This window comes from Streptomyces sp. WZ-12 (assembly GCF_028898845.1).
Taxonomy (GTDB): domain Bacteria; phylum Actinomycetota; class Actinomycetes; order Streptomycetales; family Streptomycetaceae; genus Streptomyces.
Window position 1 is genome coordinate 6,176,226 of record NZ_CP118574.1, and the last position, 25,649, is coordinate 6,201,874.

Annotated in this window: 23 protein-coding genes; 13 read left to right on the forward strand and 10 right to left on the reverse strand. The window is 74.5% G+C overall.

Going from position 1 to position 25,649, the window contains the following annotated elements; translation table 11 throughout:
• The first annotated feature begins 103 nt into the window (after positions 1-103).
• The gene (locus tag PV796_RS26695; protein WP_274919254.1) at positions 104-691 is read left to right on the forward strand and encodes a hypothetical protein; all 588 of its coding nucleotides are present in this window, start codon (positions 104-106) and stop codon (positions 689-691) included.
• A 630-nt stretch (positions 692-1,321) separates the two neighbouring features.
• On the opposite strand, the gene PV796_RS26700 is transcribed toward PV796_RS26695, so the two are convergent.
• From PV796_RS26700 to PV796_RS26715, 4 genes are all read right to left on the reverse strand, one after another.
• Positions 1,322-2,332, reverse strand: a complete 1,011-nt coding sequence (locus PV796_RS26700; protein WP_274915930.1) for an LLM class F420-dependent oxidoreductase — start codon at positions 2,330-2,332, stop codon at positions 1,322-1,324.
• Between the two features lie 174 nt (positions 2,333-2,506).
• Entirely contained in the window at positions 2,507-3,331 is an 825-nt protein-coding gene (locus PV796_RS26705) for a DUF5336 domain-containing protein (protein ID WP_274915931.1), read from the reverse strand.
• 194 nt (positions 3,332-3,525) lie between these two features.
• The gene (locus PV796_RS26710) at positions 3,526-4,413 is read right to left on the reverse strand and encodes an N-acetylmuramoyl-L-alanine amidase (RefSeq protein ID WP_274915932.1); all 888 of its coding nucleotides are present in this window, start codon (positions 4,411-4,413) and stop codon (positions 3,526-3,528) included.
• Between the two features lie 19 nt (positions 4,414-4,432).
• The gene (locus PV796_RS26715) at positions 4,433-5,092 is read right to left on the reverse strand and encodes a class I SAM-dependent methyltransferase (protein WP_274915933.1); all 660 of its coding nucleotides are present in this window, start codon (positions 5,090-5,092) and stop codon (positions 4,433-4,435) included.
• Between the two features lie 498 nt (positions 5,093-5,590).
• Here PV796_RS26715 and PV796_RS26720 point away from each other — a divergent pair, with 498 nt between their 5' ends.
• The 4 genes from PV796_RS26720 to PV796_RS26735 all read left to right on the forward strand — a co-directional run bounded on the left by PV796_RS26720 (position 5,591) and on the right by PV796_RS26735 (position 10,828).
• Entirely contained in the window at positions 5,591-7,777 is a 2,187-nt protein-coding gene (locus tag PV796_RS26720; RefSeq protein WP_274915934.1) for an acyl-CoA dehydrogenase, read from the forward strand.
• 28 nt (positions 7,778-7,805) lie between these two features.
• A complete protein-coding gene (locus PV796_RS26725) occupies positions 7,806-8,999 on the forward strand; it encodes a lipid-transfer protein (protein WP_274915935.1) in 1,194 nt (397 codons plus the stop codon).
• 89 nt (positions 9,000-9,088) lie between these two features.
• Positions 9,089-9,262: a hypothetical protein gene (locus tag PV796_RS26730; RefSeq protein WP_274915936.1), complete on the forward strand. Its 174-nt coding sequence runs from the start codon at positions 9,089-9,091 to the stop codon at positions 9,260-9,262.
• Between the two features lie 120 nt (positions 9,263-9,382).
• A complete protein-coding gene (locus tag PV796_RS26735) occupies positions 9,383-10,828 on the forward strand; it encodes an MFS transporter (RefSeq protein ID WP_274915937.1) in 1,446 nt (481 codons plus the stop codon).
• Between the two features lie 42 nt (positions 10,829-10,870).
• Here PV796_RS26735 and PV796_RS26740 read toward each other — a convergent pair whose 3' ends face one another.
• Positions 10,871-11,476, reverse strand: coding sequence for a response regulator transcription factor (locus PV796_RS26740; RefSeq protein WP_274915938.1), 606 nt, complete (start codon positions 11,474-11,476; stop codon positions 10,871-10,873).
• Entirely contained in the window at positions 11,473-12,741 is a 1,269-nt protein-coding gene (locus PV796_RS26745) for a sensor histidine kinase (protein WP_274919255.1), read from the reverse strand. Before PV796_RS26745 ends, PV796_RS26740 begins: the two co-directional genes overlap by 4 nt.
• 505 nt (positions 12,742-13,246) lie before the next feature.
• On the opposite strand from PV796_RS26745, the gene PV796_RS26750 reads away from it, so the two are divergent.
• The 3 genes from PV796_RS26750 (at position 13,247) to PV796_RS26760 (ending at position 16,281) form a co-directional block, all read left to right on the forward strand.
• Positions 13,247-14,134, forward strand: coding sequence for a MaoC/PaaZ C-terminal domain-containing protein (locus PV796_RS26750; protein ID WP_274915939.1), 888 nt, complete (start codon positions 13,247-13,249; stop codon positions 14,132-14,134).
• A gap of 102 nt (positions 14,135-14,236) precedes the next feature.
• Positions 14,237-15,313 (forward strand): Zn-dependent alcohol dehydrogenase, encoded by a 1,077-nt coding sequence (locus PV796_RS26755; protein ID WP_274915940.1) that lies wholly within the window; start codon positions 14,237-14,239, stop codon positions 15,311-15,313.
• A gap of 26 nt (positions 15,314-15,339) precedes the next feature.
• A complete protein-coding gene (locus PV796_RS26760) occupies positions 15,340-16,281 on the forward strand; it encodes a 3-oxoacyl-ACP reductase (protein WP_274915941.1) in 942 nt (313 codons plus the stop codon).
• A 97-nt stretch (positions 16,282-16,378) separates the two neighbouring features.
• Here the strand turns inward: PV796_RS26760 and PV796_RS26765 are convergent, their stop codons facing one another.
• On the reverse strand, positions 16,379-16,534 hold the full coding sequence (locus PV796_RS26765) for a hypothetical protein (RefSeq protein WP_274915942.1): 156 nt from the start codon (positions 16,532-16,534) through the stop codon (positions 16,379-16,381).
• Positions 16,535-16,542: 8 nt separating this feature from the next.
• Positions 16,543-18,069 (reverse strand): hypothetical protein, encoded by a 1,527-nt coding sequence (locus tag PV796_RS26770; protein WP_342456931.1) that lies wholly within the window; start codon positions 18,067-18,069, stop codon positions 16,543-16,545.
• Between the two features lie 226 nt (positions 18,070-18,295).
• Between PV796_RS26770 and PV796_RS26775 the strand changes: the two genes are divergently transcribed.
• The 4 genes from PV796_RS26775 (at position 18,296) to PV796_RS26790 (ending at position 22,247) form a co-directional block, all read left to right on the forward strand.
• Positions 18,296-19,324, forward strand: coding sequence for an ABC transporter substrate-binding protein (locus PV796_RS26775; RefSeq protein WP_274915943.1), 1,029 nt, complete (start codon positions 18,296-18,298; stop codon positions 19,322-19,324).
• A gap of 137 nt (positions 19,325-19,461) precedes the next feature.
• Positions 19,462-20,349, forward strand: a complete 888-nt coding sequence (locus tag PV796_RS26780; protein WP_274915944.1) for a Nif3-like dinuclear metal center hexameric protein — start codon at positions 19,462-19,464, stop codon at positions 20,347-20,349.
• Positions 20,346-21,089, forward strand: a complete 744-nt coding sequence (locus PV796_RS26785) for a zinc ribbon domain-containing protein (RefSeq protein WP_274919256.1) — start codon at positions 20,346-20,348, stop codon at positions 21,087-21,089. The genes PV796_RS26780 and PV796_RS26785 overlap by 4 nt, the downstream gene beginning before the upstream one ends.
• Before the next feature lie 3 nt (positions 21,090-21,092).
• Positions 21,093-22,247, forward strand: a complete 1,155-nt coding sequence (locus PV796_RS26790) for a bifunctional RNase H/acid phosphatase (protein WP_274915945.1) — start codon at positions 21,093-21,095, stop codon at positions 22,245-22,247.
• A 157-nt stretch (positions 22,248-22,404) separates the two neighbouring features.
• On the opposite strand, the gene eda is transcribed toward PV796_RS26790, so the two are convergent.
• Together eda and PV796_RS26800 are read right to left on the reverse strand one after the other, a co-directional pair.
• Positions 22,405-23,073 carry a bifunctional 4-hydroxy-2-oxoglutarate aldolase/2-dehydro-3-deoxy-phosphogluconate aldolase gene (gene eda, locus PV796_RS26795; RefSeq protein WP_274915946.1) on the reverse strand — a complete coding sequence of 223 codons (669 nt, stop codon included), beginning with the start codon at positions 23,071-23,073 and terminating at the stop codon, positions 22,405-22,407.
• A gap of 67 nt (positions 23,074-23,140) precedes the next feature.
• Positions 23,141-23,989, reverse strand: coding sequence for a YaaA family protein (locus PV796_RS26800; RefSeq protein WP_274915947.1), 849 nt, complete (start codon positions 23,987-23,989; stop codon positions 23,141-23,143).
• A gap of 141 nt (positions 23,990-24,130) precedes the next feature.
• Here PV796_RS26800 and PV796_RS26805 point away from each other — a divergent pair, with 141 nt between their 5' ends.
• The gene (locus tag PV796_RS26805) at positions 24,131-25,615 is read left to right on the forward strand and encodes an RNB domain-containing ribonuclease (RefSeq protein ID WP_274915948.1); all 1,485 of its coding nucleotides are present in this window, start codon (positions 24,131-24,133) and stop codon (positions 25,613-25,615) included.
• Positions 25,616-25,649 lie beyond the last annotated feature (34 nt).

Genomic DNA, 25,649 nt, shown 5'->3' on the forward strand with positions numbered 1-25,649 from the left:
TGGCCGTTTACCGGTGGCGTCCCACCGGCGGGCGGGTCAGGCTGCGGACGATGTTCCCCGCCGAGATGCCCGCCGGAGGCGTGCCGTGTCCATTCCGCGTGCCGTGACCGATCCGCAGCCCCCCGCCCACCACCCCGCGTCCCGCGACCGTGCGGCCCTCCGCCGGGCCGTCGTCGCCCTGCTGTTGGCCTGCACGCTGACCCTGGGCGCCGTCGCCTGCGGCGGCTCGAAGAAGGACGAGGGCGGCGCCAGCGGCTCGCCCAGCCCCAGCAGTTCCTTCGAGAAGCAGAAGTTCGCCAAGACCCGCTTCGTCACCAACGCGGGCCTGGCGGCCGGCGCCACCTACAAGTGGATCATCAAGCCGTACAAGGAAGGCGGCTTCAAGAAGGGCGCCGACCACCGCAAGCGGACGCTGATCAAGGCCGGCCTCGCCGGCGTCTTCACCTACAACCGCCTCAAGGCCGCGGTCCGCAACGCCCAGGGCGACCCGACGCTCTCCAAGGCCCTCGCCCCGATCAACGGCGGCATCGACTCCCTCAAGGACCTCGGCACGAAGCTCCGCAAGGGCGAGGCCAGCCCCGACGACGTCGGCAAGTTCCAGAACGTCATCGGCGACGTCAAGGACGCGGGGAAAAAGAGCGGAGCGACGGTGACCGACCAAGTCCCTAGCACCTCGCAACTTGGTGGTTGATTCCCACGTTGTCGGCCTTCCCGCCGCGCGGGTTGCTGTTCTTTGCGCCTTGCGGCGCTGGCCGGTCCGCTTGCGCGGGGCCGATCCGCTGCGCGGGGCTGTTGGGTTGCGGTGACGGGCCTCCGGGGGCGGTGTGCCAGACTGCTTCGCTTTACGTCTGGCACACCGCCCCCTCCGGCCCGTCCCCTCCCGTTGAGGGGTGGTTTTCTCTGGGATGGGGCTGGACCTGAGTGGTCCTCTGACGGTCACCACACAGGCTCACGCGTCCTCGTCCTCTTACGGTCACCACGCAAGCTCATGCGCCTTCTTACGATCACCGCTCACGCTCGCACATCCTCTGACGGTCACCACTCAACCCAGCGGCCCGAGTTGACCCACCGGCAGGACGTGGCACTCACCGTCTTTCCCACCCTCCAACGGGAGGGGACGGGCCGGAGGGGTGGGGGTGCCAGACGTAAAGCGAAGCAGTCTGGCACCCCCACCCCGGAGGCCCGTCACCGCAACCCAACAGCCCCGCGCATCGGACAACAACCCCAACAGCCCCGCGCAGCGGACCGGCCCGCGCCGCAAGGCGCAAAGAACAGCAACCCGCGCGGCGGGGCAGCCAACAACGTGGGAAGCCCACCGCCGTTAGGCGGAGAGGTCGGCCAACACTCGCAACGTCGACGGGTCCGGTGCCGTGATCAATAGGTCCGTGACCGGGCCGGTGCGCCACAACTCCAGGCGTTCGGCGATACGTTGGGGTGGGCCGACGAGTGAGATCTCGTCGGCGAAGGCGTCGGGGACGGCGAGGACCGCCTCCTCGCGGCGGCCCTGGAGGAAGAGGTCCTGGACGCGGCGGGCGGCGTCCTCGAAGCCCATGCGGGCCATCAGGTCGGCGTGGAAGTTCTTCGCCGCGTGGCCCATGCCGCCGACGTAGAAGCCCAGCATCGCCTTCACCGGCAGGAGCCCCTCCGCGATGTCGTCGCAGACCTGCGCGCGCACCATGGGGGCGATCAGGAAGCCGTCGGGGGCGGTGGTCAGGGAGGGGCCGTAGACCTCGGGGCGGGTGGGCGACCAGTACAGCGGCAGCCAGCCGTCGGCGATTTCGGTGGTCTGGGCGACGTTCCGGGGGCCTTCCGCGCCCAGCAGGATGGGCAGGTCGGCGCGGAGCGGGTGCGTGATGGGCTTCAGCGGCTTGCCGAGGCCGGTGCCGTCCGGGCCGCGGTAGGGGTGGGGGTGGAAGCGGCCGTCGGACGCCACCGGGCCCTGGCGGCGCAGGACTTGGCGGACGACGTCCACGTATTCCCGGGTGGCGGTCAGCGGGCTCTTGGGGAACGGGCGGCCGTACCAGCCCTCCACGACCTGCGGCCCGGACAGCCCCAGCCCCAGCATCAGCCGCCCGCCGGAGAGGTGGTCGAGGGTGAGCGCGTGCATCGCGGTGGCGGTGGGGGTGCGGGCGGCCATCTGGGCGATGCCGGTGCCCAGTTTGATGCGGGAGGTGTGCGCGGCGATCCAGGTGAGCGCGGTGAACGCGTCGGAGCCCCAGGCTTCCGCGGTCCACACCGAGTCGTAGCCCAGGCGTTCGGCCTCGCGGGCGAGGTCGAGGTGCCGGGGGTCGGGGCCGCGGCCCCAGTAGCCGAGTGCCAGGCCGAGTCGCATGGGCCGCCCCTTAGCCACCAGTCAACGGCTGGCGGTGTGGTGAGATATGACGGAACGTCAGGTAGCGGTGGTGCGTCGGTGCACTGTACGGGGGCGGTGCGGACATGGCAACGGCCCCCGCCTGCGGGAGGCGGGGGCCGTGCGGTGGGCGTCCGGGGCGCCGGCGGCGCCCGGTCAGCCGCGCTGGATGCCGGTGGTGTCCTGGAGGATGCCGCGCCGGCCGTCCTGCGTCTGCGCGATCAGCGCGGCGCCGCGCTGGTCCACCGCGAGGTACCAGGTGCCGGGCGCCAGTTCGGCGATCGGGGAGGGCGAGCCGTCCTCGCCGTAGAGCGGGCGGGCCACCGGCACCGCGAACCAGAACGGCGCGAAGTCGGCCGGGGTGCCGGCCGCCGGGGTGGCGCCCGCCGCGCCGCCGGCCGCCGCCCCCGCCGCGTGCCCGACGGTGGCGCCGGCGTCACCGGCCGGGGCCTGCTGGCCGCCGTAGGACTGTCCGCCGGGGTAGCCGTAGCCGCCCTGCTGGTGCGCGCCGGCCGGGTAGCCGTAGCCCTGGGGCGACTGGGCGCCGCCGCCGTACGGGCCGGCCACCGGGGTCGGGCGGTCCGCGCCGACCAGGGCGACCTTCAGGGCCGGGACGAGCGGGGTGGCGACCGCGGCGCCCGCCAGGGCCAGCGCGGCGATCAGGCCGAGGATCAGACCGATGCCCGCGCCGGGGCTGTCGATGATCGCCCAGAACGCGGTCCAGGCGGCGAACAGGGACAGTGCCACGCCGAACTGCCCGAGCTCCAGCCCGGCGACCTTGCGCGGCTGCGGCAGCGCCCGCGCGGTGACGATCAGCGCGGCCGCGATGACGCCGGCCAGGTAGATGCTCATCAACAGGTGCAGCGCTTGCCAGGCGTTTGCATCGCCGTACGAGTTGAGGTTGAGGAACGAGGCGATCAACAGCACTACCGCTGCTCCGATCACCACGCCGTCGCCTCGACTGAGGGAGCGGATGTTCACGTAAAGGTCCTTTGTCGGTTTCGTGTTCCTGGTCGGCCGCGTGATGGCGTCGACGCGGTCGCTGGCGCGCGGTGCGAGGCACGGCGAGGGGCCCCATCGTAAAGGGGAACCTAGCGCCGAATCCTGTGGACCGCCCCGCGGTATCGGCGCGGCCCGCGGGCGGAAGTCCGTTCGGCGGGCGGTGGGAAGTCCGTTCAGCGCGTCAAGAAGTCCGTAATGCCCTCCGTGATCCCGCGGGCCGCCTTTTCCCGCCAAGCGGCGTCGGTCAATTGCGCGGCGTCCTTCGGATCGCGCATATTGCCGCACTCGATGAACACCTTCGGCACGGTGGAGAGGTTCAGCCCGCCGAGATCGGAGCGGACGTCCAACCCGGTGCCGTGCCCCAGGTAATTGGAACGAGAACTTCCGGTCGTCGCCGCGAAGCGGTCGGCCAGCCGCTCGCCCAAGTCCCGCGAGGGCGCGACGATCCGGGAGGTGTCGGCCGCGCCGGCGGTGACGCGCGCCGGGAGGATGACGTGGAAGCCGCGGTTGCCGGGGACCGAGCCGTCGGCGTGGACGGAGACCGCGGCGTCCGCGTGGACCCGGTTCCCCGCGGCGGCGCGGGCGTCCACGCACGGTCCGTACGGCCGGTCGCCGTCCTGGGTGAGGACGACCCGGGCGCCCGCGGCCTCCAGCAGCGCGCGGGCCCGCCGGACGACGTCGAGGGTGAAGTCCGCCTCGGCGTAGCCGTCGTTGGTGGCGGTGCCGGTGGTGTCGCACTCCTTGCGGTCGTTGCCGACGTCCACGGGGCGGGCGATCTCGGCGGTGTGGTCGCGGTTGTGCGGGTTGTGGCCGGGGTCCAGCAGCACGGTCCTGCCCTTGAGGCCGGCGTGCGGGGCACCGGTGGGGGCCGGGCGGTCCGCGCCCGCCGTGGGGGTGCCGCCCGGCGCCGGCGAGGTGGCGGCGCCGGCGGGGGAGTGGCCGCCGGCCGGCGGCCGCCAGACCAGCCAGCCGCCGACGCCGACGGCCACCACCACGGCCAGCGCGATCAGCAGGGTGCCGCGCGGACGGCGGCGGGGTGGGGGGAAGGTGCCGTTCGACATCTGCGCGATGGTAGCCGGCTCAGATTCCGGGGCCGGTACGCCGCAGGACGCGCAGTGAACGGTGCGCCGAGACCTCGGTGAACGCGCCGGATTCCAGGGCCCGTCGGTAGATGCGGTAGGGGGCCTGGCCGCCGTCCGCCGGGTCCGGGAAGACGTCGTGGATCACCAACAGCCCGCCGTCGGCGACGCGCGGGGCCCAGCCCTCGTAGTCGGCGGTGGCGTGCTCGTCGGTGTGGCCGCCGTCGATGAAGACCAGGCCGGCCGGCGCCTGCCACACCCGGGCGATCCGCGGTGAGCGGCCCACCAGGGCGATCACCCGGTCCTCCAGGCCCGCGGCGTGCAGCGTGCGGCGGAAGGTCGGCAGGGTGTCCATCCGCCCGACGACCGGATCGACGACCTCCGGGTCGTGGTACTCCCAACCGGGCTGCTGCTCCTCGCTGCCCCGGTGGTGGTCCACCGTGACGGCCATCACGTCGGCGGCCCGCGCCGCCTCGGCGAGCAGCAGCGTGGAGCGGCCGCAGTAGGTGCCGATCTCCACCAGCGGGAGCCCCAGCGCCGCCGCCTCGCCGGCCGCCGCGTACAGGGCGAGTCCCTCGTCCACGGGCATGAAGCCCTTCGCCGCCTCGAACGCGGCGAGGATCTCCGGCCGGAGCGCGAGCGGTGCCGTGGGGGCGGTCATGGGTTTCCTCCTGTGGGTGGACGGATCCTGCGAGAGGGATGGTGCCGTATGGGGGGTGGGGTGCGGAACGGGGGTGGGATTTCGCACGGTTGCCGTGCGGCCTTCGGCCTTCGTGTGTCCGTCTGCGTCTGCGTGTGGTCTTCGGGCGGGCGTTGTCCGGTCATGGCTCTTGGATGATCCGGCTTCTGGTTCCCCGGGTGTTACCGCGGTCGGGAATTCGCCGTATTCGGAGGCGGCGGGAAGGCGCACCGGAACGGCCCGGGGAACGCACCCCGGAACTCCCATAGGGGGCGGGATAAGGGCCGCCGATAAACCGCCCGCGGCGCGGCGGGAGGGGAATAGCGGAGGGCCGGTGCGGAATTCGGCAGGCCGTTTCCTGGGCGGGGGAGTGGGCGGGGGAGGGGCGGGCCGACCGCGTCCGATCCGTCGAAGCACCGGCGGGCGCCGGCCACGCATCTGACCTTCCGTCAGATTGGAACGTGTTCTACTCTGCCGGGCATGGGCATCGGAATCACGCAGGACCACCGGGACCTCGCGGAGGCCGTGCGCGGCTGGGTCGCGCGGGCCGTACCGCCCGAGGACGTGCGCAAGCTGCTCGACGCCGCGCCGGCGCGGACCGGCCGGCCCGCCCACTGGGACGGGCTCGCCGAGCAGGGGCTGCTCGGCCTGCACCTCCCCGAGGCGGACGGCGGGGGCGGCGGCGCACTGCTCGATCTCGCCGTCGTGCTGGAGGAGTTCGGCCGCGCCGTGCTGCCCGGCCCCCATCTGCCCACCGTGCTGGCCGCCGCGCTGCTGCACCGCGGGGGCGCGCCCCGGGACCTGGTGCGGGCGCTGGCCACCGGCGGGCGGACCGCCGCCGTCGCCCTCGGCAGCGGCTCGCTCACCGCCGTGGAGGGCGCCGACGGCTATCTCCTGGACGGCACCGCGCCCCCGGTCCTGGCCGGCGGCGACGCCGAGTTGATCGTGCTGGCGGCCGAGGCCGCCGCGGGGACGGTGTGGCTGGCGGTGGACGCCGCCGACCTCGCCGTCCGCGTCCAGGACAGCGCCGACCCGACCCGGCCGACCGCCGAGGTCCGCGCCGACGGGACGGCGGTGCCCGGCGGGCGGCGCCTCGCGGTCGACGGCGCGCTGGTCCGCGATCTGGCCGGGCTGCTGTTCGCCGCGGAGGGCTGCGGCACCGCCGCCCGGGCGCTGGAGACCGCCGCCGGGCACGCCGCGGTGCGCGAGCAATTCGGCCGCCCCATCGGCCAGTTCCAGGGCGTCAAGCACCTCTGCGCCGACATGCTGGTCCGCTGCGAGCAGGCCCGCGCGCTGGTCTGGGACGCCGCCCGGGCCGTCGACGCGGGGCCCGAGGTGCGCGGCCTGCTCGCCGCGCTGGCCACCGCGACCGCCCTGGACGCCGCCGTCAGTTGCGCCAAGGACTGCATCCAGGTCCTCGGCGGTATCGGCTTCACCTGGGAGCACGACGCCCACCTCTCTTTGCGCCGGGCGATCACCGCCCGGCAGTTGCTCGGCGGCGGCGACGCCCACCGGCAGCGCGCCGCCCGCCTCGCCGCCGCCGGCGCCCGTCGTGCCCTTCGCCTGGAACTCCCGGCCGGGGCCGAGGAGTTCCGGGACGCGGCGCGCGCCGCCGCCGAGCGGGTACGCGGCCTGGACCCCGTCGCCGCCCGCCGCGCCCTGGCCCCCACCGGATACGCCGCGCCCCACCTCCCCGCCCCCTACGGACTGGGCGCCGGGCCCGTGGAACAGCTCGCCATCCAGCAGGAGATGGCCGCCGCCGGCGTCCGGGTGGCCGAACTGGGCATCGCCACCTGGGTGGTGCCGGCCCTCCTCGCCCACGGCACGGCCGCCCAACAGGAGCGGTATCTGCCGCCCACCCTCCGCGGCGACCTGACGTGGTGCCAGCTCTTCTCGGAGCCGGAGGCCGGATCGGACCTGGCGTCGCTGCGCACCCGCGCCGAGCGGACCGCGGACGGCCGGTGGCGGGTCAACGGCCAGAAGGTGTGGACCTCGGCCGCGCGGACCGCCGGCCACGGCATCCTGCTCGCCCGCACCGATCCGGACGCGCCCAAGCACCGCGGCCTGACCTTCTTCGTCGTCGACATGGCGAGCCCGGGCGTCGACGTCCGTCCGCTGAAGGAGATCACCGGCGACGCCCTCTTCCATGAGGTCTACCTCGACGACGTGCTGCTGCCGGCGGACGCGGCGGTCGGCGCGGTCGGCGACGGCTGGCGGGTGGCCCGCACCACCCTCGGCAACGAACGCGTCCACATGGCCGACCAAGTGGCCTTCGACACCGGCCTGGAGGCCCTGTTGGCGCGCACCGCCGACCTCGACGGCGCCCTCCGCGCCCGGGTCGGCGCGCTGGTGGCCGAGGCGCACGCGCTCGGCTGCATCGGGCTGCGCACCACCCTCCAGCGGGTCGCGGGCGAGGAGCCGGGCGCCGGCGCCAGCGTCCGCAAGCTGGTGCAGACCGCGCACCAGCAGAAGGTCGCCGACCTCGCCCTGGAACTCCTCGGCCCGGCCGGCGCGGTCAACGAGGGACCCGGCGAACGGGCCCTGCACGGCTTCCTGATGTCGCGCTGCCTGACCATCGCCGGCGGCACCACCCAGATCCAGCTCAACGTCGTCGCGGAGCGCCTGCTCGGCCTGCCCCGCGACCCCGAGCCCCGCCCCCTCATCTGACCGCACGCATCTGGCCCAGGAGGTCCGCATGGCCGGCACGGCGTACATCATCGGCGTCGGGATGACCCGCTTCGAGAAGCCCGAGACCCGCGACTGGCAGTACTGGGACATGGCGCGGGAGGCGGGCGGCGCGGCCCTCGCCGACGCCGCCGTCGACTACCACGCGATCGAGCAGGCGCCGGTCGGCTACTGCTTCCAGCCGTCCACCGCCGGCCAGCGCGCCGTCTACGAACTGGGCCGGACCGGCATCCCTGTCTACAACGTCAACAACAACTGCGCCACCGGCGCCACCGCGCTGATGATGGCCCGCCAGTTCGTCGCCTCGGGCCTCAACGACTGCGTCCTGGCGCTGGGCTTCGAGAAGATGAAGCGCGGCGCGCTGGGCGGGGGTTCGGACGGCGGTGACGTCAAGACCTCCCCCGTTGCCCGGCATTACGGGGTGATGGCCGCGGCGCACGGCGTCGAGATGACCCCGCCCACCGCCCAGATCTTCGGCAACGCGGCCCGCGAGCACATGGACCGCCACGGCACCACCGCCGAACAGCTCGCCATGGTCGGCGCCAAGAACCACCGGCACTCCGTGCACAACCCCCACGCCCAGTTCCGGGACGCGTACACGGTCGAGGAGGTCCTCGCCGCGCGCACCGTGCACCGGCCGCTCACCAAGCTCCAGTGCTCGCCGACCTCGGACGGCGCCGCCGCGGCGGTGGTCGCCTCGGAGCGGTTCGTCCGCGCACACGGCCTGGCCGACCGGGCGGTGGAGATCGCCGCCCAGGCCATGACCACCGACACCGAGGAGAGCTTCGCCTCCGGCTCCTGCATCGACGTGGTCGGCGCCCCGCTGACCCGCGAAGCGGCCCGCCAGGTCTACGCGGCCGCCGGCCTGGGCATCGAGGACGTCGACGTCATCGAGCTGCACGACTGCTTCTCCATCAACGAGCTGCTGACCTATGAGGCGCTGGGGATGTGCGCGCCCGGAGAGTCGGGGAAGCTGATCGCCGACGGCGCCACGACCCACGGCGGCCGTTGGGTGGTCAACCCGTCCGGCGGCCTGATCTCCAAGGGGCATCCGCTGGGCGCCACCGGCCTGGCCCAAGCCGCCGAACTGGTCTGGCAGTTGCGCGGCACGGCCGGCGACCGGCAGGTCCCCGGCGCCCGCGTCGGCCTCGCCCACAACATCGGCCTGGGCGGCGCGGCGGTGGTGACGCTGCTGCGGAGGTGAGCGCCGGGGGCCGGTGCGGTGCGCCGGCCGGTTCGCGTACCGTCGGGTGACGTTCGTCTTCCCGTTGACCTGAGGAGCCCCTCCCCACCATGAAGGCCCTGCTCTGGCTGCTGCTCGTGGCCGCCCTCGTCTTCAACCTCGCCACCTACGCGCTGTGGGACGGCTCGCTCCGGGCGGTGCTGAGCCTCGGTTCCGGCGCGGTCTGCCTCGCCTGCGCGGGCGGGCTGCGGCTGCTGCGCGGCCGGCGCGCGCAGGAGGCGTAGGCGCGGCGCACGGGGTCGGGGTCACGGACCCCGGGCCCGGCCTACGTCCCGCGTCCTAGGCCCGCACGCGTGGCGAATGCACCGTTATCCCGATGCGCGGGGCGCGCGTGCGGTGCGAGCATGGCCGGCATGCCCCCGATAGCCACCCCTTCCACGCTGTCCGCGACCGCGCGCCGGACGGCGGCGCCGGCCTGGCTGGTGATGCTGCTGGTCTGCGCCGGACAGTTCCTGGTCGTGCTGGACGTCTCCGTCGTCAACGTGGCGCTGCCCGCCATGCGGACCGGCCTCGGCCTGACCGAGCTGGGCCTCCAGTGGATCGTCAACGCCTATGTGATCACCTTCGCCGGTTTCATGCTGCTCGGCGGCCGGGCCGCCGACATCTTCGGCCGCAAGCGGATCTTCGTGGTGGGGCTGGCGCTGTTCACCGTCGCGAGCCTGGCCGGCGGACTCGCCCAGCAGCCCTGGCAGTTGATCGCCGCCCGCACCATCCAGGGCGTGGGCGCCGCGGTGCTCTCCCCGGCCACCCTCACCATCCTCACCACCTCCTTCCCGGCCGGCCCGGCCCGCACCCGGGCGATCGCGACCTGGACGGCGGTCGGCGCCGGCGGCGGCGCGGTGGGCGGCCTGGTCGGCGGCGTCCTCACCCAGTACCTGTCGTGGCGCTGGGTGCTGTTGATCAACGTGCCGGTGGGCGCACTGGTGTTGACCGGTGCGGCGCTGTGGCTGGCCGAGAGCCGGCACGGTTCCGGACGGCGGCTGGACGTGCCCGGCGCACTGCTGGTGACCGGCGGGCTGGGCCTGGTGGCGTACGGCATCGTGCAGACCGAGACGCACGGTTGGGGATCGGCGGCCGCCCTGCTGCCGCTGGCCGCCGGACTGCTGGTGATCGCCGCCTTCGTCGCCGTCGAGGCGCGCACCAAGGCGCCGCTGATGCCGCTGGGGCTGTTCCGGCTGCGGTCGGTCTCCTCGGCGAACGCGGCGATGGTACTGTCCGGCGCCGCGATGTTCTCCATGTGGTACTTCCTGTCGCTCTACACGCAGAACGTCCTCTCCTACAGCCCCCTCCAGGCCGGGCTCTCCTTCCTGCCGCACTCGCTGTCGATCGTGCTCGGCTCGAAGGCGGCGCCCCACCTGATGAACCGGCTCGGCGCCAAGACGCTGGCGGTCTGCGGCGCGGTGATCTCGCTGTGCGGGATGTTCTGGCAGAGCACGCTGACGGTCGACGGGACCTACCTCGGGACGATCCTCGGCCCCGGCATCCTGATGGCGCTGGGCGCCGGACTGACCGCGACGCCGACCGCCGCCATCGCCACCTCCGGCGCCGGCCCCTCCGAACAGGGCCTGGTCTCCGGCCTGATCAACACCTCCCGTCAGATGGGCGGCGCGCTGGGCCTGTCGGTGCTCTCCACCGTCGCGGCCTCCCAGATCGCCGCCGGCCACGGCCGGGCGGCCCTGGCCAGCGGCTACGGCATGGCCTTCCTGGTCGGCGGGATGGTGCTGGTCGGCAGCATCGTGCTGATGCTCCTCGCGCTGCCCCGCCGGCGCGCGGACGCCGACCAGGGCTGAAGCCGCCGCCGGGCCGCCCCCCCCGCGGCCCCAACGCGCCCGCTACAGCCAGCCGTTGCGGCGGGCCGCGCGGACCGCCTCCATGCGGTTGCGGGTGCCGGTCTTGCCGATGGCGGCCGAGAGGTAGTTGCGGACCGTGGCCTGCGAGAGGTGCAGCTTGGCGGCGATGTCGGCGATCGTCGCGCCGTCCACGGCGGCGGTCAGCACCTCGCGCTCGCGCGGGGTCAGCGGATTGGGCCCGGCGCTCAACGCGGCGGCGGCCAGCCCCGGATCGATCACCCGCTCCCCGGCCAGCACCCGGCGGATCGCCGCCGCCAGATCCTCCACCGGGCCGTCCTTCACCAGGAAGCCGGAGGCCCCGGCCTCCATGGCGCGGCGCAGATAGCCGGGCCGCCCGAACGTCGTGACGATCAGCACCTTGCACGACGGCAGTTGGTCGCGCAGCTCGGCGGCGGCGTCCAACCCGCTCAGGCCGGGCAGTTCGATGTCCAGCAGCGCGACGTCCGGCCGGGACGCCAGCGCCGTCGGGACGATCTCGTCGCCGGCCGGCACCTGGGCCACCACCTCCATGTCCGCTTCGAGGTCGAGCAGCAGCGCCAGCGCGCCCCGCATCATCCGCTGGTCCTCGGCCAGCAGGATCCTGATCACCCGGCCCACTCCTCATCCGCCAGATCGCCCGCGCCCACCGGTAGTTCGGCGGTCACTCGGAAGCCGCGCCGGCCGTCGGGGCCGCTGCGCAGCGTGCCGCCCGCCGCGGCCAGCCGCTCGGCCAGCCCCGTCAGGCCCGTGCCGCCCACCGGCCCCGCGGCGGCGCCGGGCGAGGGGGCGGCCGCCCCGTCCGCGTCGGACGATCCGGAGCCCAGGGGACCCCGCCCGTCGTCCGTGATCGTCAGCCGCACCCGCTCGTCGTCGGTGTGCACCTCGATCTCGCAGCGGGTGGCACCGCTGTGCCGGACGGCATTGGTGACGCCCTCCCGGACCACCCAGCCCAGCAGCGCCTCGGCCTGCGGCGGCAGCGGCGGACCGGCTCGCCGCACCACCGGCTCGATGCCGGCGCCGTCCAACGCCGAGCGGGCCCGGTCGAGTTCGGTGCCCAGGCTGCCCTCGCGGTAGCCGCTGACCGCCTCCCGGACCTCGGTCAGCGCCTGCCGGCCCACCGCCTCGATGTCCGCGGCCTGGGCCAGCGCCGCGTCGAGGTCGCGGGGCGCCAGCCGGCGCACCGCCTCCGCCTTCACCACCACCACGGACAGGGTGTGCCCCAGCAGGTCGTGCAGGTCGCGGGAGAACCGCAGCCGCTCCTTCTCCACGGCGCTGCGGGCCAGCTCCTGACGGGTGGCCCGCAGCTCGTTGATGGTGTCGAAGAGGCTGAGGACGGTGGCCGTCACCATTCCGGACAGGAACGTGCCGTAGCCGATGCCGAACGAGCCCCAGGGCTCGTCGCCGTGCCAGCCGGACAGGAACCCGGCCGAGCCGCTGAGCACGATCAGCCAGATCGCCAGCGGCTTGCCGCGCAGCGCCCGCACCGTGCCGGAGGCCAGCGACAGCAGCGGGAAGAACAGGAACCACTCGCCGCCGAAGCCGAGCGCGATGACGACGGTGACCACGGTCAGCGCGGCCAGGGCGTAGAGCGGGTAACGGGTGTCGCGCCGGCGGGGGTTGAAGGCGGAGAAGACGACCGAGATGTAGAGGGAGTTGAAGGTCAGCAGCCCGGCGCCGGCCAGCCAGGGATTGCCGGTCTTGCCCTGGATGATGTTGGAGAACGCGCCCATCCCCATCAGCAGCCAGGGCAGGAAGGCGTACCGGCCGGGTCCCTTGTCCACCCGCTCGGTCGACTCCGCCGCCGTGCACCCGTGCCGGTCCGCCGCGCCGTCGGGCGCCGCGTCCCGCTCCCGCCGTCCGCGCTCCGGCCTCATGTCGCCCACTGCCTCGTCCCGCTCACCGCTCCGTGCCCTTCCCTGTGATCTTCCCAGCCGCCGGCCGCCCGCGCTCGCGGCGCGTGACCGCCGAAGTGTGCCAGCCGGCCGGCCGGCACTGCCACTGTCTGCGGGCCCGGCGCGGCGGCGCCCCCCGTGCCGCCGCCGCGCGCGCCGCCCGACACCCACGACGTTACGGAGCGTCGCGACCCGGCGGCAGTGCCGAATGTGGGGAAAGACCACTGACAAATGTCACGGCCGGCGCGCGCCGTGTGGCGGGCGCGTTCCCGTAGGAGCCGCCACCGCACGGTATCTGACATACCGTCAGGGGTCTTCCGAGTGCCGCCCGCATCGGCTATACATGACTGCCATCGGCTAGAACGCGTTCTAGAAGAGTTGTGCCGACGAGCGCGGGCCCGCCGATCCGAGACGACCCCGGCACGGCCGACGGTGCGGACGGCCGGGCCGGGGTCTCGACACCGTGGTGAAGGAGAGCAGCACCCCCATGCCCATCGACGCCGCCAAGGCCACCTCCGCCGAGCCGCGGACCACCGAACTCGCCTGGGACCACAAGGACGTCCAGCTCTACCACCTCGGCATCGGCGCCGGCGCGGCCACCCCGGAGAGGCCGGGCGCCGCCACCGACCCCGACGAGCTCCGCTACACCCTGGAGAGCGCCCTGCACGTGCTGCCCAGCTTCGCCACCGTCGCCGGCGGGGGGATGGCGCTGGCCGGCGGCCTCTCCGCCCCCGGCATCGACGTCGACCTGGCCGCCGTCCTGCACGGCGGGCAGACCGTCACCGTGCACCGCCCGCTGCCCGTGCGCGGCCGCGCCACCCAGACCTCCACCGTCCCGGCCGTCTACGACAAGGGCAAGGCCGCCGTCATCGTGCTGCGCTCCGAAGTGGCCGACGAGGACGGGCCGTTGTGGACCTGCGACACCCAGATCTTCGTCCGCGGCGAGGGCGGCTTCGGCGGCGAGCGCGGCCCGTCGGTCCGCGGCGAACTGCCCGACCGGGCGCCCGACCTGACCACCGAGCGCCTGGTCCGCGCCGACCAGGCGCTGCTCTACCGCCTGTCCGGCGACTGGAACCCGCTGCACGCCGACCCGGAGTTCGCCAAGCTGGCCGGCTTCGACCGGCCGATCCTGCACGGCCTGTGCTCGTACGGGGTGACGCTGAAGGCGGTGGTGGACGCCGCGCTGGGCGGCGACGTCACCCGGGTGCGGTCGTACACGGCGCGGTTCGCGGGCGTGGTGTTCCCCGGCGAGACGCTGCGGATCCGCCTGTGGCGCGAGGAGCGCGAGGGCGGCGGCCGCATCCGGGTCGCGGTCACCGCGGTCGAGCGGGACGACGCGCCGGTCCTGGCGGACACCGTGGTCGAGCACGACTAGCCGCGCACGCCAAGCCCGTCCGGCGCCGGGCGCGCGGCCGCCGGGCCGCGGCGACACGCCGGGCGGGGCCGGAAAGCCGTACGTACGAGAGGAGGCGCTCGCATGCGCGCAGCCGTACAGCACGAGACGGGACACAGCGAGCTGGAGGTGCTCGACGACGTCGAGGCGGTGGGGTTCGGGCCCGGCCGGGTCCGGATCCGCATCCGGGCCACCGGACTGTGTCACTCCGACCTCTCCGCGATGAGCGGGGTGCTGCCCCAACCCACGCCGTTCGTCCCCGGGCACGAGGGGGCCGGGGAGATCCTCGACGTCGGCGACGGGGTCACCGACCTGAAGGCCGGCGACCGGGTCCTGATGTGCTGGCTGCCCGCCTGCGGGAGCTGCCCGTCCTGTCGGCGCGGCCAGAGCCACCTGTGCCTGGCCGGCTTCATGAACGCCGGCACCCCCAACTTCCGGCGCCCGGGCGGAGACGTCTTCGGCTTCGCCGGGACCGGCACCTTCGCCGAGGAGGTGGTGGTCGCCGCCAACTGTGCGGTCCCGATCCCCGACGACGTCCCCTACGAGATCGCCGCCCTGATCGGCTGCGGGGTCACCACCGGGCTCGGTGCCGCCTTCAACACCGCCAAGGTGGAGGCCGGTTCGTCGGTCGCGGTGATCGGCTGCGGCGGCGTCGGCATCTCCGTCCTCCAGGGGGCGCGGGCCTGCGGCGCCGCCCAGATCGTCGCCGTCGACCCGGTGGCGAGCCGCCGGGAGGCCGCCCTCCGCTTCGGCGCCACCGAGGCCGTCGCCCCGGACGGACTCGCCGACGCCAAGGCCAGGATCACCGCCGGCGAGGGCTTCGACTACGTCTTCGAGGTCGTCGGAAAGTCCGCCACCGCCCGCACCGCCTACGAGACCACCCGGCGCGGCGGCACCCTCTGCGTGGTCGGCGCCGGCGCGCTGGACGACACCTTCCAGGTCAGCATGTTCGAGCTGTTCTTCGACGAGAAGCGGATCCTGCCGTCCCTCTACGGGGGCGCGGACGTGCTGCGCTCCTACGAGCGGGCCATCGCCCTGTGGCGGGCCGGCCGGATCGACCTCGAAGGGCTGATCACCCACCGGGTCCGGCTCGACGGCATCAACGACGCCCTGGACCAGATGCGTTCGGGCACCGCGCTGCGCACCTGCATCGAGATCTGACGTCGACGGGACGGGAGAGGACACGCATGGCACAGCCACTGGAGGGCCTGACCGCGCTCGTCACCGGCGCCGGGCGCGGCCTGGGCCGGGCCGAGGCCCTGGAACTCGCCCGGCTCGGCGCCCGGGTCGTCGTCAACGACTTCGGCCAGCCGGGCAGGGATGGTTCGGGGGCGGCCTCGGGGGCGCCGGCCGAAGCCGTCGCCGAGGAGATCCGCGCGGCCGGCGGCCAGGCCGTCGCGCACACCGGCGACGTCGCCGACCACCAACAGGCCGGCACGCTCGTCCAGTTGGCGATCGACACCTACGGCCGACTGGACGTCCTGGTCAACAACGCGGGCATCCTGCGCGACCGGATGGTGTTCTCGATGACCGAGGACGAGTGGGACTCGGTGATCCGGGTGCACCTCAAGGGCCACTTCAACACCACCCATTTCGCCGCCGCGCACTGGCGCGCCCGCTCCAAGGCGGCCGGCGGCCCGGTCTTCGGCCGGATCGTCAACACCTCCTCCGAGGCGTTCCTCGCCGGCTCGGCCGGCCAGCCCAACTACGCGGCGGCCAAGGGCGGCATCGTGGGCCTGACCACCTCCACGGCGCTGGCGCTGGCCAAGTACGGCGTGACCGCCAACGCCATCTGCCCGCGCGCCCGCACCCGGATGACCGAGGACGTCTTCGCCGGCTTCGCGGTCCCCGAGGAGGGCCGGCCCGACCCGTTGGCGCCCGAGCACGTCGCGCCGCTCGTCGGCTACCTCGCCTCGCCGGCCGCCGCCGGCATCAACGGCCAACTCCTGGTCGTCCACGGCGGCATGGTCGCGATCGCCGAACGCCCGCGGATCGCCGCGAAGTTCGACACCGCAAAGGACGTCTTCAGCTACGAGGAGTTGGACGGCCTGCTCACCCCGTACTACGCGGGGCGGCCGGCCCACGAGACCTTCGCGGCCGCCGAGGTGCTGGGCCTCAAGCACGACTGACGCGCGCACCGCGGACGCCCGGGACACGGAACGGCCGTGGCCGCCGCCCGCACGATGCGGGTGGCGGCCACGGCCGTTGAGCTCTCCGGTCCGCTCCTCAGGTCTGCGCCTGGTGGTCGCGGCGGTGCCGCCCCTGCGCGGCCTGCCCCTCTTCCGAGGTGGCGGCCGGGCCGCGGTGCCTGCCGGAGCCTGCGGCCTCGGCGGCTGCCTCCTGGAGGCGCGCCTGGGTCGTGTCGGTTCGGGCTTCGGACATGAAAAGAGTCACTCCGTCAGATCGCTTATGGCTGTACGCGTCGGGACCTCCGCCGGCTCCCGCCGGGACGCGTCCCGTGCGGTGCCGTCGGTGGCCGGGTCAACCGGCTGCACAGCCCCCGCCGGAATACTAACGGGGCGGGAATCAGCGCTCCACTGTGGCTCTCGGGACGGGAGAGGCGCCTGTTGCAGAGGAACTGGCCTGCACAGGCGGGGATGCGCAGGCCCGTCGTGCGGTTCCGCGCTGCGGGACTTCGGTTGTGGAGATGCTGTGGAGTTGACGCCGTTATCGCCCGCATCCGGGGCAATTTCCGCACCGCCGACGCCCTTCGGAACCGCCGGAATCTTTGCGTCCGCAATGGCGTTGGGGGTGGTGGTGCCGGAGGGAGCGGTATCGGACGCGGCGGCGCCGGTCGAGCTGGCGCCGGGCGGTGCGCCGGCCGCCCCGGCGTCCGGCGCCTCGGCCGGAATCATCCGCTCCGCAACCGGCCCCAGCGGTATGGCCATCCGGGCCACCCCGCACGGCACCGCCGCCGTCGCGTACGGAAGCAGCAGCTCGCCCTCCGCCGTCCACCGGCCGCTGCCCGCCAACCAGCCGTCCGGGGCGGGGAATTGCCGCAACTGCCGCTGTGCGGGCCGCCATACGCCCAGCCGGGGCCCGCCGGAGGCATCGCGGCCGTCGGGGTCGTCGCGACGGCCCGGGGCGTCGAGCCGGAACGCCACCGCGCAGCTCTCCGGGCGCAGCGTCCGCCCCGGTTGCACGGCGAACGGCGTCATCGTCGCCCCCGGCACCCGCAGGCACTCCGGGAACCGCACCGGCCGGCTGCTGCCCAACACGCCCCAGCCCACCCGCTCGTGGCCGGGGGCGTCGGAGCGGACCAGCAGCAGCCCGCTGTCCGGATCGGCGAGCAACAGCCGGTCGTCGCTCTCCTCGGTGATCTGGAGCAGCGGGCTGACCTCCCCGTCGCGCGCCAGGTCGACCACCACCGTCTTGGTGCGGCCGGCCAACTCCCGGTCCACGGCCAGCAGTCGACCGTCGCGATCCAGCCAGGCGCCGCCGGTGCAGCGGCCCGGCACCACGGCGACCCGCTCGGGGCCCGCCGCCCCGCCGTGCACCCGCCACACCGCGGTGTGCTCCGCGCCGGGCGCCAGCGCATAGCCGAGCCGGCCGCCGGGGGCGGGCGGCAGCAGCGCGAGCGCCCCGGCCGCCACCGCGCCGACCAGGACCTCGTGGGTGCCGGGCCCGGTGGGGGAGAGCACCGAGACGGTGAAACGGTCGGCGACCCGGCGGACGATCACCACCCGGCCGTCCGCGAGCGGCAGCAGCCCGCTGTCCGGCTCCTCGGGCTGGCTGCCCGCCAGCGGGACCGCGTACGGCTCCGGGCCGCCGATCGTCCAGCGCTCCGGGAACCAGCTCCCGGCGGCGTCGTCGTGCCGGGCGAGCCGGGCGGCGTACGAGCCGTCCGCCGCAAGGGTCAGCGCCGCGCGGGGCGGGCCGCCGGGCGCCGTGGTGTTCTCACTGGCACGGATCGTCATCGGTGCCACCTCCCGTCGGGACGTTAGTTTTCGCACTTCCGGCCGATCAACGAGAGTTGCCGCTCTTCACGCATAAGGGTGGCCCTTGTCCGGTTCGCCGGTAAGGAGAGGGGTGGGTGTGCTCAGTGATTCAAGGATGCTTAAAGTTAGGGCGACCTAAGTTGCCGTCGGCGGCGGGGCGGCTCCGCCCTGCCCGCCCGGCGCCCCCTCGATCTGGAGTGACGCGATGCCCCTTCGCCGCCGCGGCGCCGCCGCCCTAGCCCTCGTCGCCGCCGGCGCCCTCGCGCTCGCCGGCTGCGGCTCCTCCGGTGCGGACGGCGGGAGCGACCGCGGCGCGGGCTCGAAGTCCGTGGCCCAGGGCGGCAAGGACTTCGGCAAGGCCGCCGACGAGACCGCGAAGATGGGCACCGACGCCAAGCCGGGCCAGTTCCCGCGCACCGTCCGGCACGCCATGGGCACCACCACGCTTCCCGCCGCCCCCAAGCGCGTGGTCGTCCTCGACGTCGGCGAGCTCGACAACGTCGTCTCGCTCGGCATCAAGCCGGTCGGCTACGCGCCCACCGAGGGCGACGCCGCGCTCCCGGACTACCTCGCCAAGGACGCCGGCCACCCCAAGAGCGTCGGCACCATCAACGGCCTCAACCTGGAGGCCATCAACGCCCTCAAGCCCGACCTCATCCTGGGCAGCAAGCTGCGCGCCGAGAAGCAGTACCCGCAGCTCAGCAAGATCGCCCCGACCGTCTTCTCGATCCGCCCCGGCTTCACCTGGAAGCAGAACTACCTGCTCAACGCCGCCGCCCTCGACAAGACGGCACAGGCCAAGACCGCGCTGGCCGTCTACGAGGCCAAGGCCGAGAAGCTGGGCGACGACATCGGCCCGCACAAGCCGACCGTGTCGATGCTGCGCTACATGCCGCAGTTCACCCGCCTCTACGCCCAGCGCTCCTTCATCGGCACCGTCCTGAAGGACGTCGGTCTGCCCCGCCCCAAGAACCAGCAGGCCGACGACCTCGCCGTCGAGGTCAGCCCGGAGAACATCAACCAGGCCGACGCCGACTGGATCTTCACCGGCGTCTACGGCGACCCCAAGTCCACCAAGCGGGACACCGCCGAGCAGAACCCGCTGTGGAAGAACCTCAAGGCGGTCAAGGACGGCCACGCCAAGAACGTCAAGGACGAGACCTGGTACCTCGGCCTCGGCGTCACCGCGGCCGACAGCGTCCTCACCGATCTGCGCGCCCTGCTCGTGAAGTAGCGGCCTGGTGACGGGAGCCGTTCCGCGAAGCGGCCGCCGGGTCAACTGGCGGCCGGCCGCGCCCCGGAGCGGCGGCCCGCTGCCTCGGCCGACCGGGGCCCGGCGCGCGGGCGCGGGGGGAGGGTAACCTTCCCCCCGTGCCCGCACTGTCTGAAGTCCTCGCCGCGCTCGACGTCCTCTGGCCCCCCGAGCGGGCCGAAGGATGGGACGCCGTCGGCACCGTCTGCGGCGACCCCGACGCCGAGGTCCGCCGGGTGCTGTTCGCCGTCGACCCGGTCCAGGAGATCGTCGACGAGGCGGTGCAGCTCGGCGCCGACCTGCTCGTCACCCACCACCCGCTCTACCTGCGCGGGACGACGACGGTCGCGGCCTCGACCTTCAAGGGCAAGGTCGTGCACACCCTCATCAAGCACGACATCGCCCTGCACGTCGCGCACACCAACGCCGACACCGCCGACCCCGGCGTCTCCGACGCCCTGGCCGGCGCGCTGGACCTGCGGATCCTGCGCCCCCTGGTGCCGGACCCGAGCGATCCGGCCGGCCGCCGCGGCCTGGGCCGGATCTGCGAACTCCCGCACCCGATGACGCTGGCCGAGCTGACCGCGTACGCCGCGGCCCGCCTGCCCGCCACCGCGCAGGGCATCCGGGCGGCCGGCGACGTGGACGGCGAGATCCGCACCCTCGCGGTCTCCGGCGGCTCCGGCGACAGCCTCTTCGACGACGTGCGGGCGGCCGGTGTGGATGCCTTCCTCACCGCCGACCTGCGCCACCACCCGGCCTCCGAGGCCACGCAGACCACCGGGCACAACGGCCCGTTGGCCCTGCTGGACGTGGCCCACTGGGCCACCGAGTGGCCGTGGTGCGAGCAGGCCGCGGCCCAACTCGACGCGGTCTCCGACCGGCACGGATGGGGACTGCGCACGCACGTCTCCCGCACGGTCACCGACCCCTGGACCGCCCACGCGGCGTCCGCCCCGCTCACCAGCCACCCGGAAAACTCGCACACCACAGGAGCCCCCCGCTGAACGCCGCGCCCGCCGACCAGATCCGCCTCCTCGACGTCCAGGACCTCGACGTCCGGCTCACCCAGCTCGCGCACCGGCGCAAGAACCTCCCCGAGCTGGCCGAGCTCGCGACCCTGGAGGGCGACCTCACCCAGCAGCGCGATCTGCTCGTCGCCGCCCAGACCGAGGAGAGCGACACCAGCCGCGAGCAGACCAAGGCGGAAGGGGACGTCGACCAGGTCCGCCAGCGCGCCGCCCGCGACCAGAAGCGCCTCGACTCCGGCGCCGTCAGCTCCCCCAAGGACCTGGAGAACCTCCAGCGCGAACTGACCTCGCTGGCCAAGCGCCAGGGGGACCTGGAGGACGTCGTCCTGGAGGTCATGGAGCGCCGCGAGGCCACCCAGGAGCGGGTCCGCGAGCTGACCGACCGGGTCGCCGCCATCCAGTCCAAGGTCGACGACGCCACCGCCCGCCGGGACACCGCCAACGCCGAGATCGACGCCGAGGTCGCCACGATCAACAAGGAGCGCGAACTCACCGTCGCCGACATCCCCGCGGCGCTGATCACGCTCTACGACCGGATCCGCACGAAGCAGGGCGGCATCGGCGCCGCCCGCCTCTCCCAGCGCCGCTGCGAGGGCTGCCGGCTGGAGCTGGACATCACCGAGCTCAACGACGTGCGCACGGCCGCCGCCGACGCCGTCGTCCGGTGCGAGAACTGCAGCCGCATCCTGGTCCGCACGCCCGACTCGGGGTTGTAGGCCGTGCCCCGCGAGCTGATCGTGGAGGCCGACGGCGGGTCCCGGGGCAACCCGGGGCCGGCCGGCTACGGGGCGGTCGTCCTCGACCCGGCGAGCGGCGAGGCGTTGGCCGAGGCCGCCGAGTACATCGGGACGGCGACCAACAACGTCGCCGAGTACAAGGGCCTGTTGGCGGGGCTGCGCGCCGCCAAGGCCCTGGACCCGGAGGCCACCGTCCACGTCCGGATGGACTCCAAGCTGGTCGTGGAGCAGATGTCCGGCCGCTGGCAGATCAAGCACCCGGACATGAAGCCGCTGGCCGCCGAGGCCGCGGCGGTCTTCCCGTCCGACCGCGTCAGCTACGAGTGGATCCCCCGCGCCCGCAACAAGCACGCCGACCGGCTCGCCAACGAGGCGATGGACGCGGGCCGGGACGGCCGGCAGTGGGAGCCGCGCGACTCCCGCGCGGCGCTCGCCGCGGCCGGTGCAAAGGCAGTTGGGCCGGCGGATGCCGCGCCCGCCGCGCCGCCGGCCGGCTGGGCCGCGCCCGACCTCGGCGTCCCCGCCACCCTCGTCCTGCTCCGGCACGGCGAGACCGCGCTGACGCCGCAGAAGCGCTTCTCCGGCAGCGGCGGCACCGACCCCGAACTCTCCGCCGCCGGCCGCCGCCAGGCCGAGGCGACCGCCGCCGCGCTCGCCGCCCGCGGCACCGTCCAGGCCGTGGTCAGCTCGCCGCTGCGCCGCTGCCGGGAGACCGCGGGGACCATCGCCGACCGGCTCGGCCTCGACGTCCGGGTCGAAGAGGGGCTCCGCGAGACCGACTTCGGCGCCTGGGAGGGGCTGACCTTCGCCGAGGTCCGCGAGCGGTACCGCGAGGACCTCGACGCCTGGCTCGGCTCCACCAAGGCGGCGCCCACGGGAGGCGGCGAGTCGTTCGCCGCGGTCGCCCGTCGGGTCGTGGTCGCCCGCGACCGGCTGCTCGCCCGCTACGCCGGGAAGACCGTCCTGGTGGTCACCCACGTCACCCCGATCAAGACGCTGGTCCGGCTGGCCCTCGGTGCCCCGCCGGACTCGCTGTTCCGGATGGAGCTCTCCGCGGCCTCGCTCTCCGCGGTGGCGTACTACGCGGACGGCAACGCGTCGGTGCGGCTGTTCAACGAGACGTCGCACTTGCGGTAGGGGCCGGTGGGGCCGGGGCGGTAAGGCCCGGTGGGGCGGCCCCCGTTCGTCCGTGGGACCGGGAGTTCCGGGGCGGGTCGTTCGTGGGCGTTCTTCGGCCCGGTGCACCGTTGTCGGTGTGCCGGGCCGTGTTGTGGTGTGGTGCGTCGTGGTGGGGTCAGTTGGTCAACGCCGCCGCCTCGCGGGCCAGTTGCTCGATCCGGGGCCAGTCCTTGGCGGCCAGGGCGTCGGCCGGCAGCATCCATGTGCCGCCTACGCAGGCGACGTTGGGGAGCGCGAGGTAGGAGGGGGCCGACGCCAGGCCGATGCCGCCGGTCGGGCAGAAGCGGGCCCGCGGGAGCGGGGCGGCCAGCGACTTCAGGTAGGCGGTGCCGCCCGCCGCCTCCGCCGGGAAGAACTTCATCTCGGTGACGCCCTCGTCCAGCAGGGTCACCACCTCCGAAGCCGTCGAGACGCCCGGCAGGAACGGGAGTTCCGCGTCCCGCAGCGCGCCCAGCAGCCGCGGCGACCAGCCGGGGCTCACCAGGAAGCGCGCCCCGGCCGCGGTGGCGGCCGCGACGTGCTCCGGGGTCAGCAGGGTGCCGGCGCCGACCACCGCGCCCGGGACCTCGTCGGCGATGGCCCGGATCGCGTCCAGCGCGGCGGGCGTGCGCAGCGTCACCTCGATCGCCGGCAGCCCGCCGGCGACCAGTGCCCGGGCGAGCGGCACGGCGTCGGCGGCGTCCTGGAGGACGACCACGGGGATCACCGGCGCGAGGCCGAGCGCCGAGGAGGGGGCGGGGGAGGAGGGCACGGGAGCGGGGGCGGCGTCAGTCACGCCGCCCATACTGCGGCGGGCCAGCCATTCTCCGCAACGCGCGTTGCATATATTGCAACGACCGCCCGGTGCGGGCCTACAGCTCCGTGACGATCACGTCCAGTGCCCACGGCCTGCCGGCCTGCGCCGGGGCCGTCGCCTCGACCGCGTAGCCGAGCCCGCGCAGCGCCTCCACCAGCTCGGCCGGGTCCGCCGGTTCGACGCCGGCCACCAGCAGGTCCCGCACCAGCCGGCCCTTGGTCGCCTTGTTGAAGTGGCTGACCACCGACCGCTTCTCGACCCCACCCACGATCTTCGACTGGAGCACCCGCACCGTCGCGGTCCGCTCGGCGACCTCGCCCTTGGGCTTCCAGGCCGTGGCGTACGCCGCCGACCGCAGATCCAGCACGAGGCCGCCCGCCCGCCGCCCACCACCGCCCCTGCCAAAGGCGCCGCGCGGGGCCCCTTCCGACGCCGCCTGAGGCAGGACCTCCGCCATCGGGCCGCGCCAGTACGCGCCCAGCGCCCCCAGCCCCGGCAGCTTCACCCCCATCGAGCAGCGGTACGACGGGATCCGGTCGTCGATCCGCACGGCGCCCCACAGCCCCGAGAACACCAGCAGTGCGCGCTCGGCCCGCTTCCGTGCCGCCTCGTCCAGGGACGCGAGCCCCAGGGCGTCGTAGAGCACGCCGGTGTAGATCTCGCCGGCCGGGCGGGTGCCCGCGGTGCGCAGTCCGGCGTTCTTGGCGACCTCGCCCTTCAGGCCCTCGCTGAGCCCCAGCACCTCCTGGGCCTTGGCGGCATCCGCGGTGCACAGCCCGACCAGTTCGTCCAGCACCTGCGCGCGCGCCGCGGCCAACCCCGGCAGCGACAACGCCCCCAGCTCCAGCGGCTCCCCGGTCCCTCCCGCGGCCTTACCTTCCGACGGCGGCAACAGCACGAGCACGGTGTTTCTCCTTCACGGGTGGTACGGGAAGGGGGTGCGGCCCCCGGCACAAGAGCTTAAGAGCCGGGCCGCCCGGCCGCGGTCCCCGCCCGTCGCCCGTACGGCGCGCCGGGAGCGCCGGGCGGTCATACGCTCGATGCCATGCCCCGTCGCCACATGCATGTGACCGACACAGCGGAGGCCCCGCTCCGGGCCGCCCTGCACGACCTGCGCGCGCGGATGGAGATCCCCGACCACTTCCCGCCCACCGCCCAGGCCGAGGCCGACAGCGCCGCCCGCGCCCCCCGCATCCCGGCCGGCGACGGCGAGGTCGCCACCGAACACACCCTGCACGACGCCACCGACCTGCCCCTCTTCACCCTCGACCCGCCCGGCTCCCGCGACCTGGACCAGGCGATGTACCTGGCCCGCCGCCGGGGCGGCGGCTACCGCGTCCACTACGCCATCGCCGACGTCGCCTCCTTCGTCACCCCCGGCGGCGCCCTGGACGCCGAGGCGCACCACCGGGTGGCCACCCTCTACTTCCCCGACGAGCACGTCCCGCTGCACCCCACCGTGCTCAGCGAGGGCGCCGCCAGCCTGCTGCCCGACCAGGACCGCCCGGCCGTGCTGTGGCAGCTCGACCTCGCCCCCGACGGCGCGCTGACCGGCACCGCCGTCCGCCGCGCCCTGGTCCGCTCCCGCGCCCGCCTGCACTACGCCGGCGTCCAGCGCGTCCTCGACGACGGCACCGCCGAGGAACCGCTCGCCCTGCTCCGCGAGATCGGGCTGCGCCGCGAGGAGTTGGAGACCGTCCGCGGCGCGATCTCCCTCAACGTGCCCGAGCAGGAGATCGTCGAACGCGACGGCCGCTACACCCTCGCCTACCGCGCCGCCCTGCCGGCCGCCGCCTGGAACGCCCAGATCTCCCTGCTCACCGGCATGGCCGCGGCCGAGCTGATGCTCGCCTCCGGCACCGGCATCCTGCGCACCCTCCCCTCCGCCCCCGACGGCTCGGTCGCCCGCCTCCGCCTAACCGCCCAGGCCCTCGGCGTCGACTGGCCGCACCACACCTCGTACGCGGCGCTGATCCGCACCCTCGACCCGCGGCGCGCCCGCCACGCCGCGTTCCTCCAGGAGTGCACCGCCCTGCTCCGCGGCGCCGGCTACACCACCTTCGACGGCACCGCCCCGCCCGCCACCACCGCCGTGCACGCCGCGGTCGCCGCCCCCTACGCGCACGCCACCGCCCCGCTGCGCCGGCTCGTCGACCGTTACACCTCCGAGCTCTGCCTGGCCGCCGCGGCCGGCCGCACCCCGCCCGGCTGGGTCCGCGCCGCCCTGGCCGCCCTGCCGCGCGAGATGGAGCTCGGTACCCAGCGCGCCAACCAGGTCGAGCGGGCCTGCGTGGACCTCGTCGAGGCGGCCCTGCTGCGCGACCGGGTCGGCGACACCTTCGAGGCCCTGGTCGTCGACCGCCACCAGGACGACCCCACCCAGGGCACCGTCCAGCTCTACGAACCCGCCGTCATCGGCCCGGTCCGCGCCGCCCCCGGCGGCCCCGCCCTCCCCCTGGGCGACCGCATCCGGGTCCGCCTCTCCACGGCCGAACCGGGCCGGGAACCGGTGCAGTTCACGCCCGTGTGAGGGCCCGGTCGTGCCGCCCACCGGGCCGCTCCGC

Coding starts and splice junctions, on each gene's coding strand:
- PV796_RS26765 (WP_274915942.1), bottom strand. CDS start 16,534: ATGTCCGAAGCCCGAACCGACACGACCCAGGCGCGCCTCCAGGAGGCA.
- PV796_RS26745 (WP_274919255.1), bottom strand. CDS start 12,741: ATGAGGCCGGAGCGCGGACGGCGGGAGCGGGACGCGGCGCCCGACGGC.
- eda (WP_274915946.1), bottom strand. CDS start 23,073: ATGGGCGGCGTGACTGACGCCGCCCCCGCTCCCGTGCCCTCCTCCCCC.
- PV796_RS26750 (WP_274915939.1), top strand. CDS start 13,247: ATGCCCATCGACGCCGCCAAGGCCACCTCCGCCGAGCCGCGGACCACC.
- PV796_RS26805 (WP_274915948.1), top strand. CDS start 24,131: ATGCCCCGTCGCCACATGCATGTGACCGACACAGCGGAGGCCCCGCTC.
- PV796_RS26715 (WP_274915933.1), bottom strand. CDS start 5,092: ATGACCGCCCCCACGGCACCGCTCGCGCTCCGGCCGGAGATCCTCGCC.
- PV796_RS26725 (WP_274915935.1), top strand. CDS start 7,806: ATGGCCGGCACGGCGTACATCATCGGCGTCGGGATGACCCGCTTCGAG.
- PV796_RS26700 (WP_274915930.1), bottom strand. CDS start 2,332: ATGCGACTCGGCCTGGCACTCGGCTACTGGGGCCGCGGCCCCGACCCC.
- PV796_RS26760 (WP_274915941.1), top strand. CDS start 15,340: ATGGCACAGCCACTGGAGGGCCTGACCGCGCTCGTCACCGGCGCCGGG.
- PV796_RS26710 (WP_274915932.1), bottom strand. CDS start 4,413: ATGTCGAACGGCACCTTCCCCCCACCCCGCCGCCGTCCGCGCGGCACC.
- PV796_RS26755 (WP_274915940.1), top strand. CDS start 14,237: ATGCGCGCAGCCGTACAGCACGAGACGGGACACAGCGAGCTGGAGGTG.
- PV796_RS26720 (WP_274915934.1), top strand. CDS start 5,591: ATGGGCATCGGAATCACGCAGGACCACCGGGACCTCGCGGAGGCCGTG.
- PV796_RS26730 (WP_274915936.1), top strand. CDS start 9,089: ATGAAGGCCCTGCTCTGGCTGCTGCTCGTGGCCGCCCTCGTCTTCAAC.
- PV796_RS26770 (WP_342456931.1), bottom strand. CDS start 18,069: ATGACGATCCGTGCCAGTGAGAACACCACGGCGCCCGGCGGCCCGCCC.
- PV796_RS26775 (WP_274915943.1), top strand. CDS start 18,296: ATGCCCCTTCGCCGCCGCGGCGCCGCCGCCCTAGCCCTCGTCGCCGCC.
- PV796_RS26735 (WP_274915937.1), top strand. CDS start 9,383: ATGGCCGGCATGCCCCCGATAGCCACCCCTTCCACGCTGTCCGCGACC.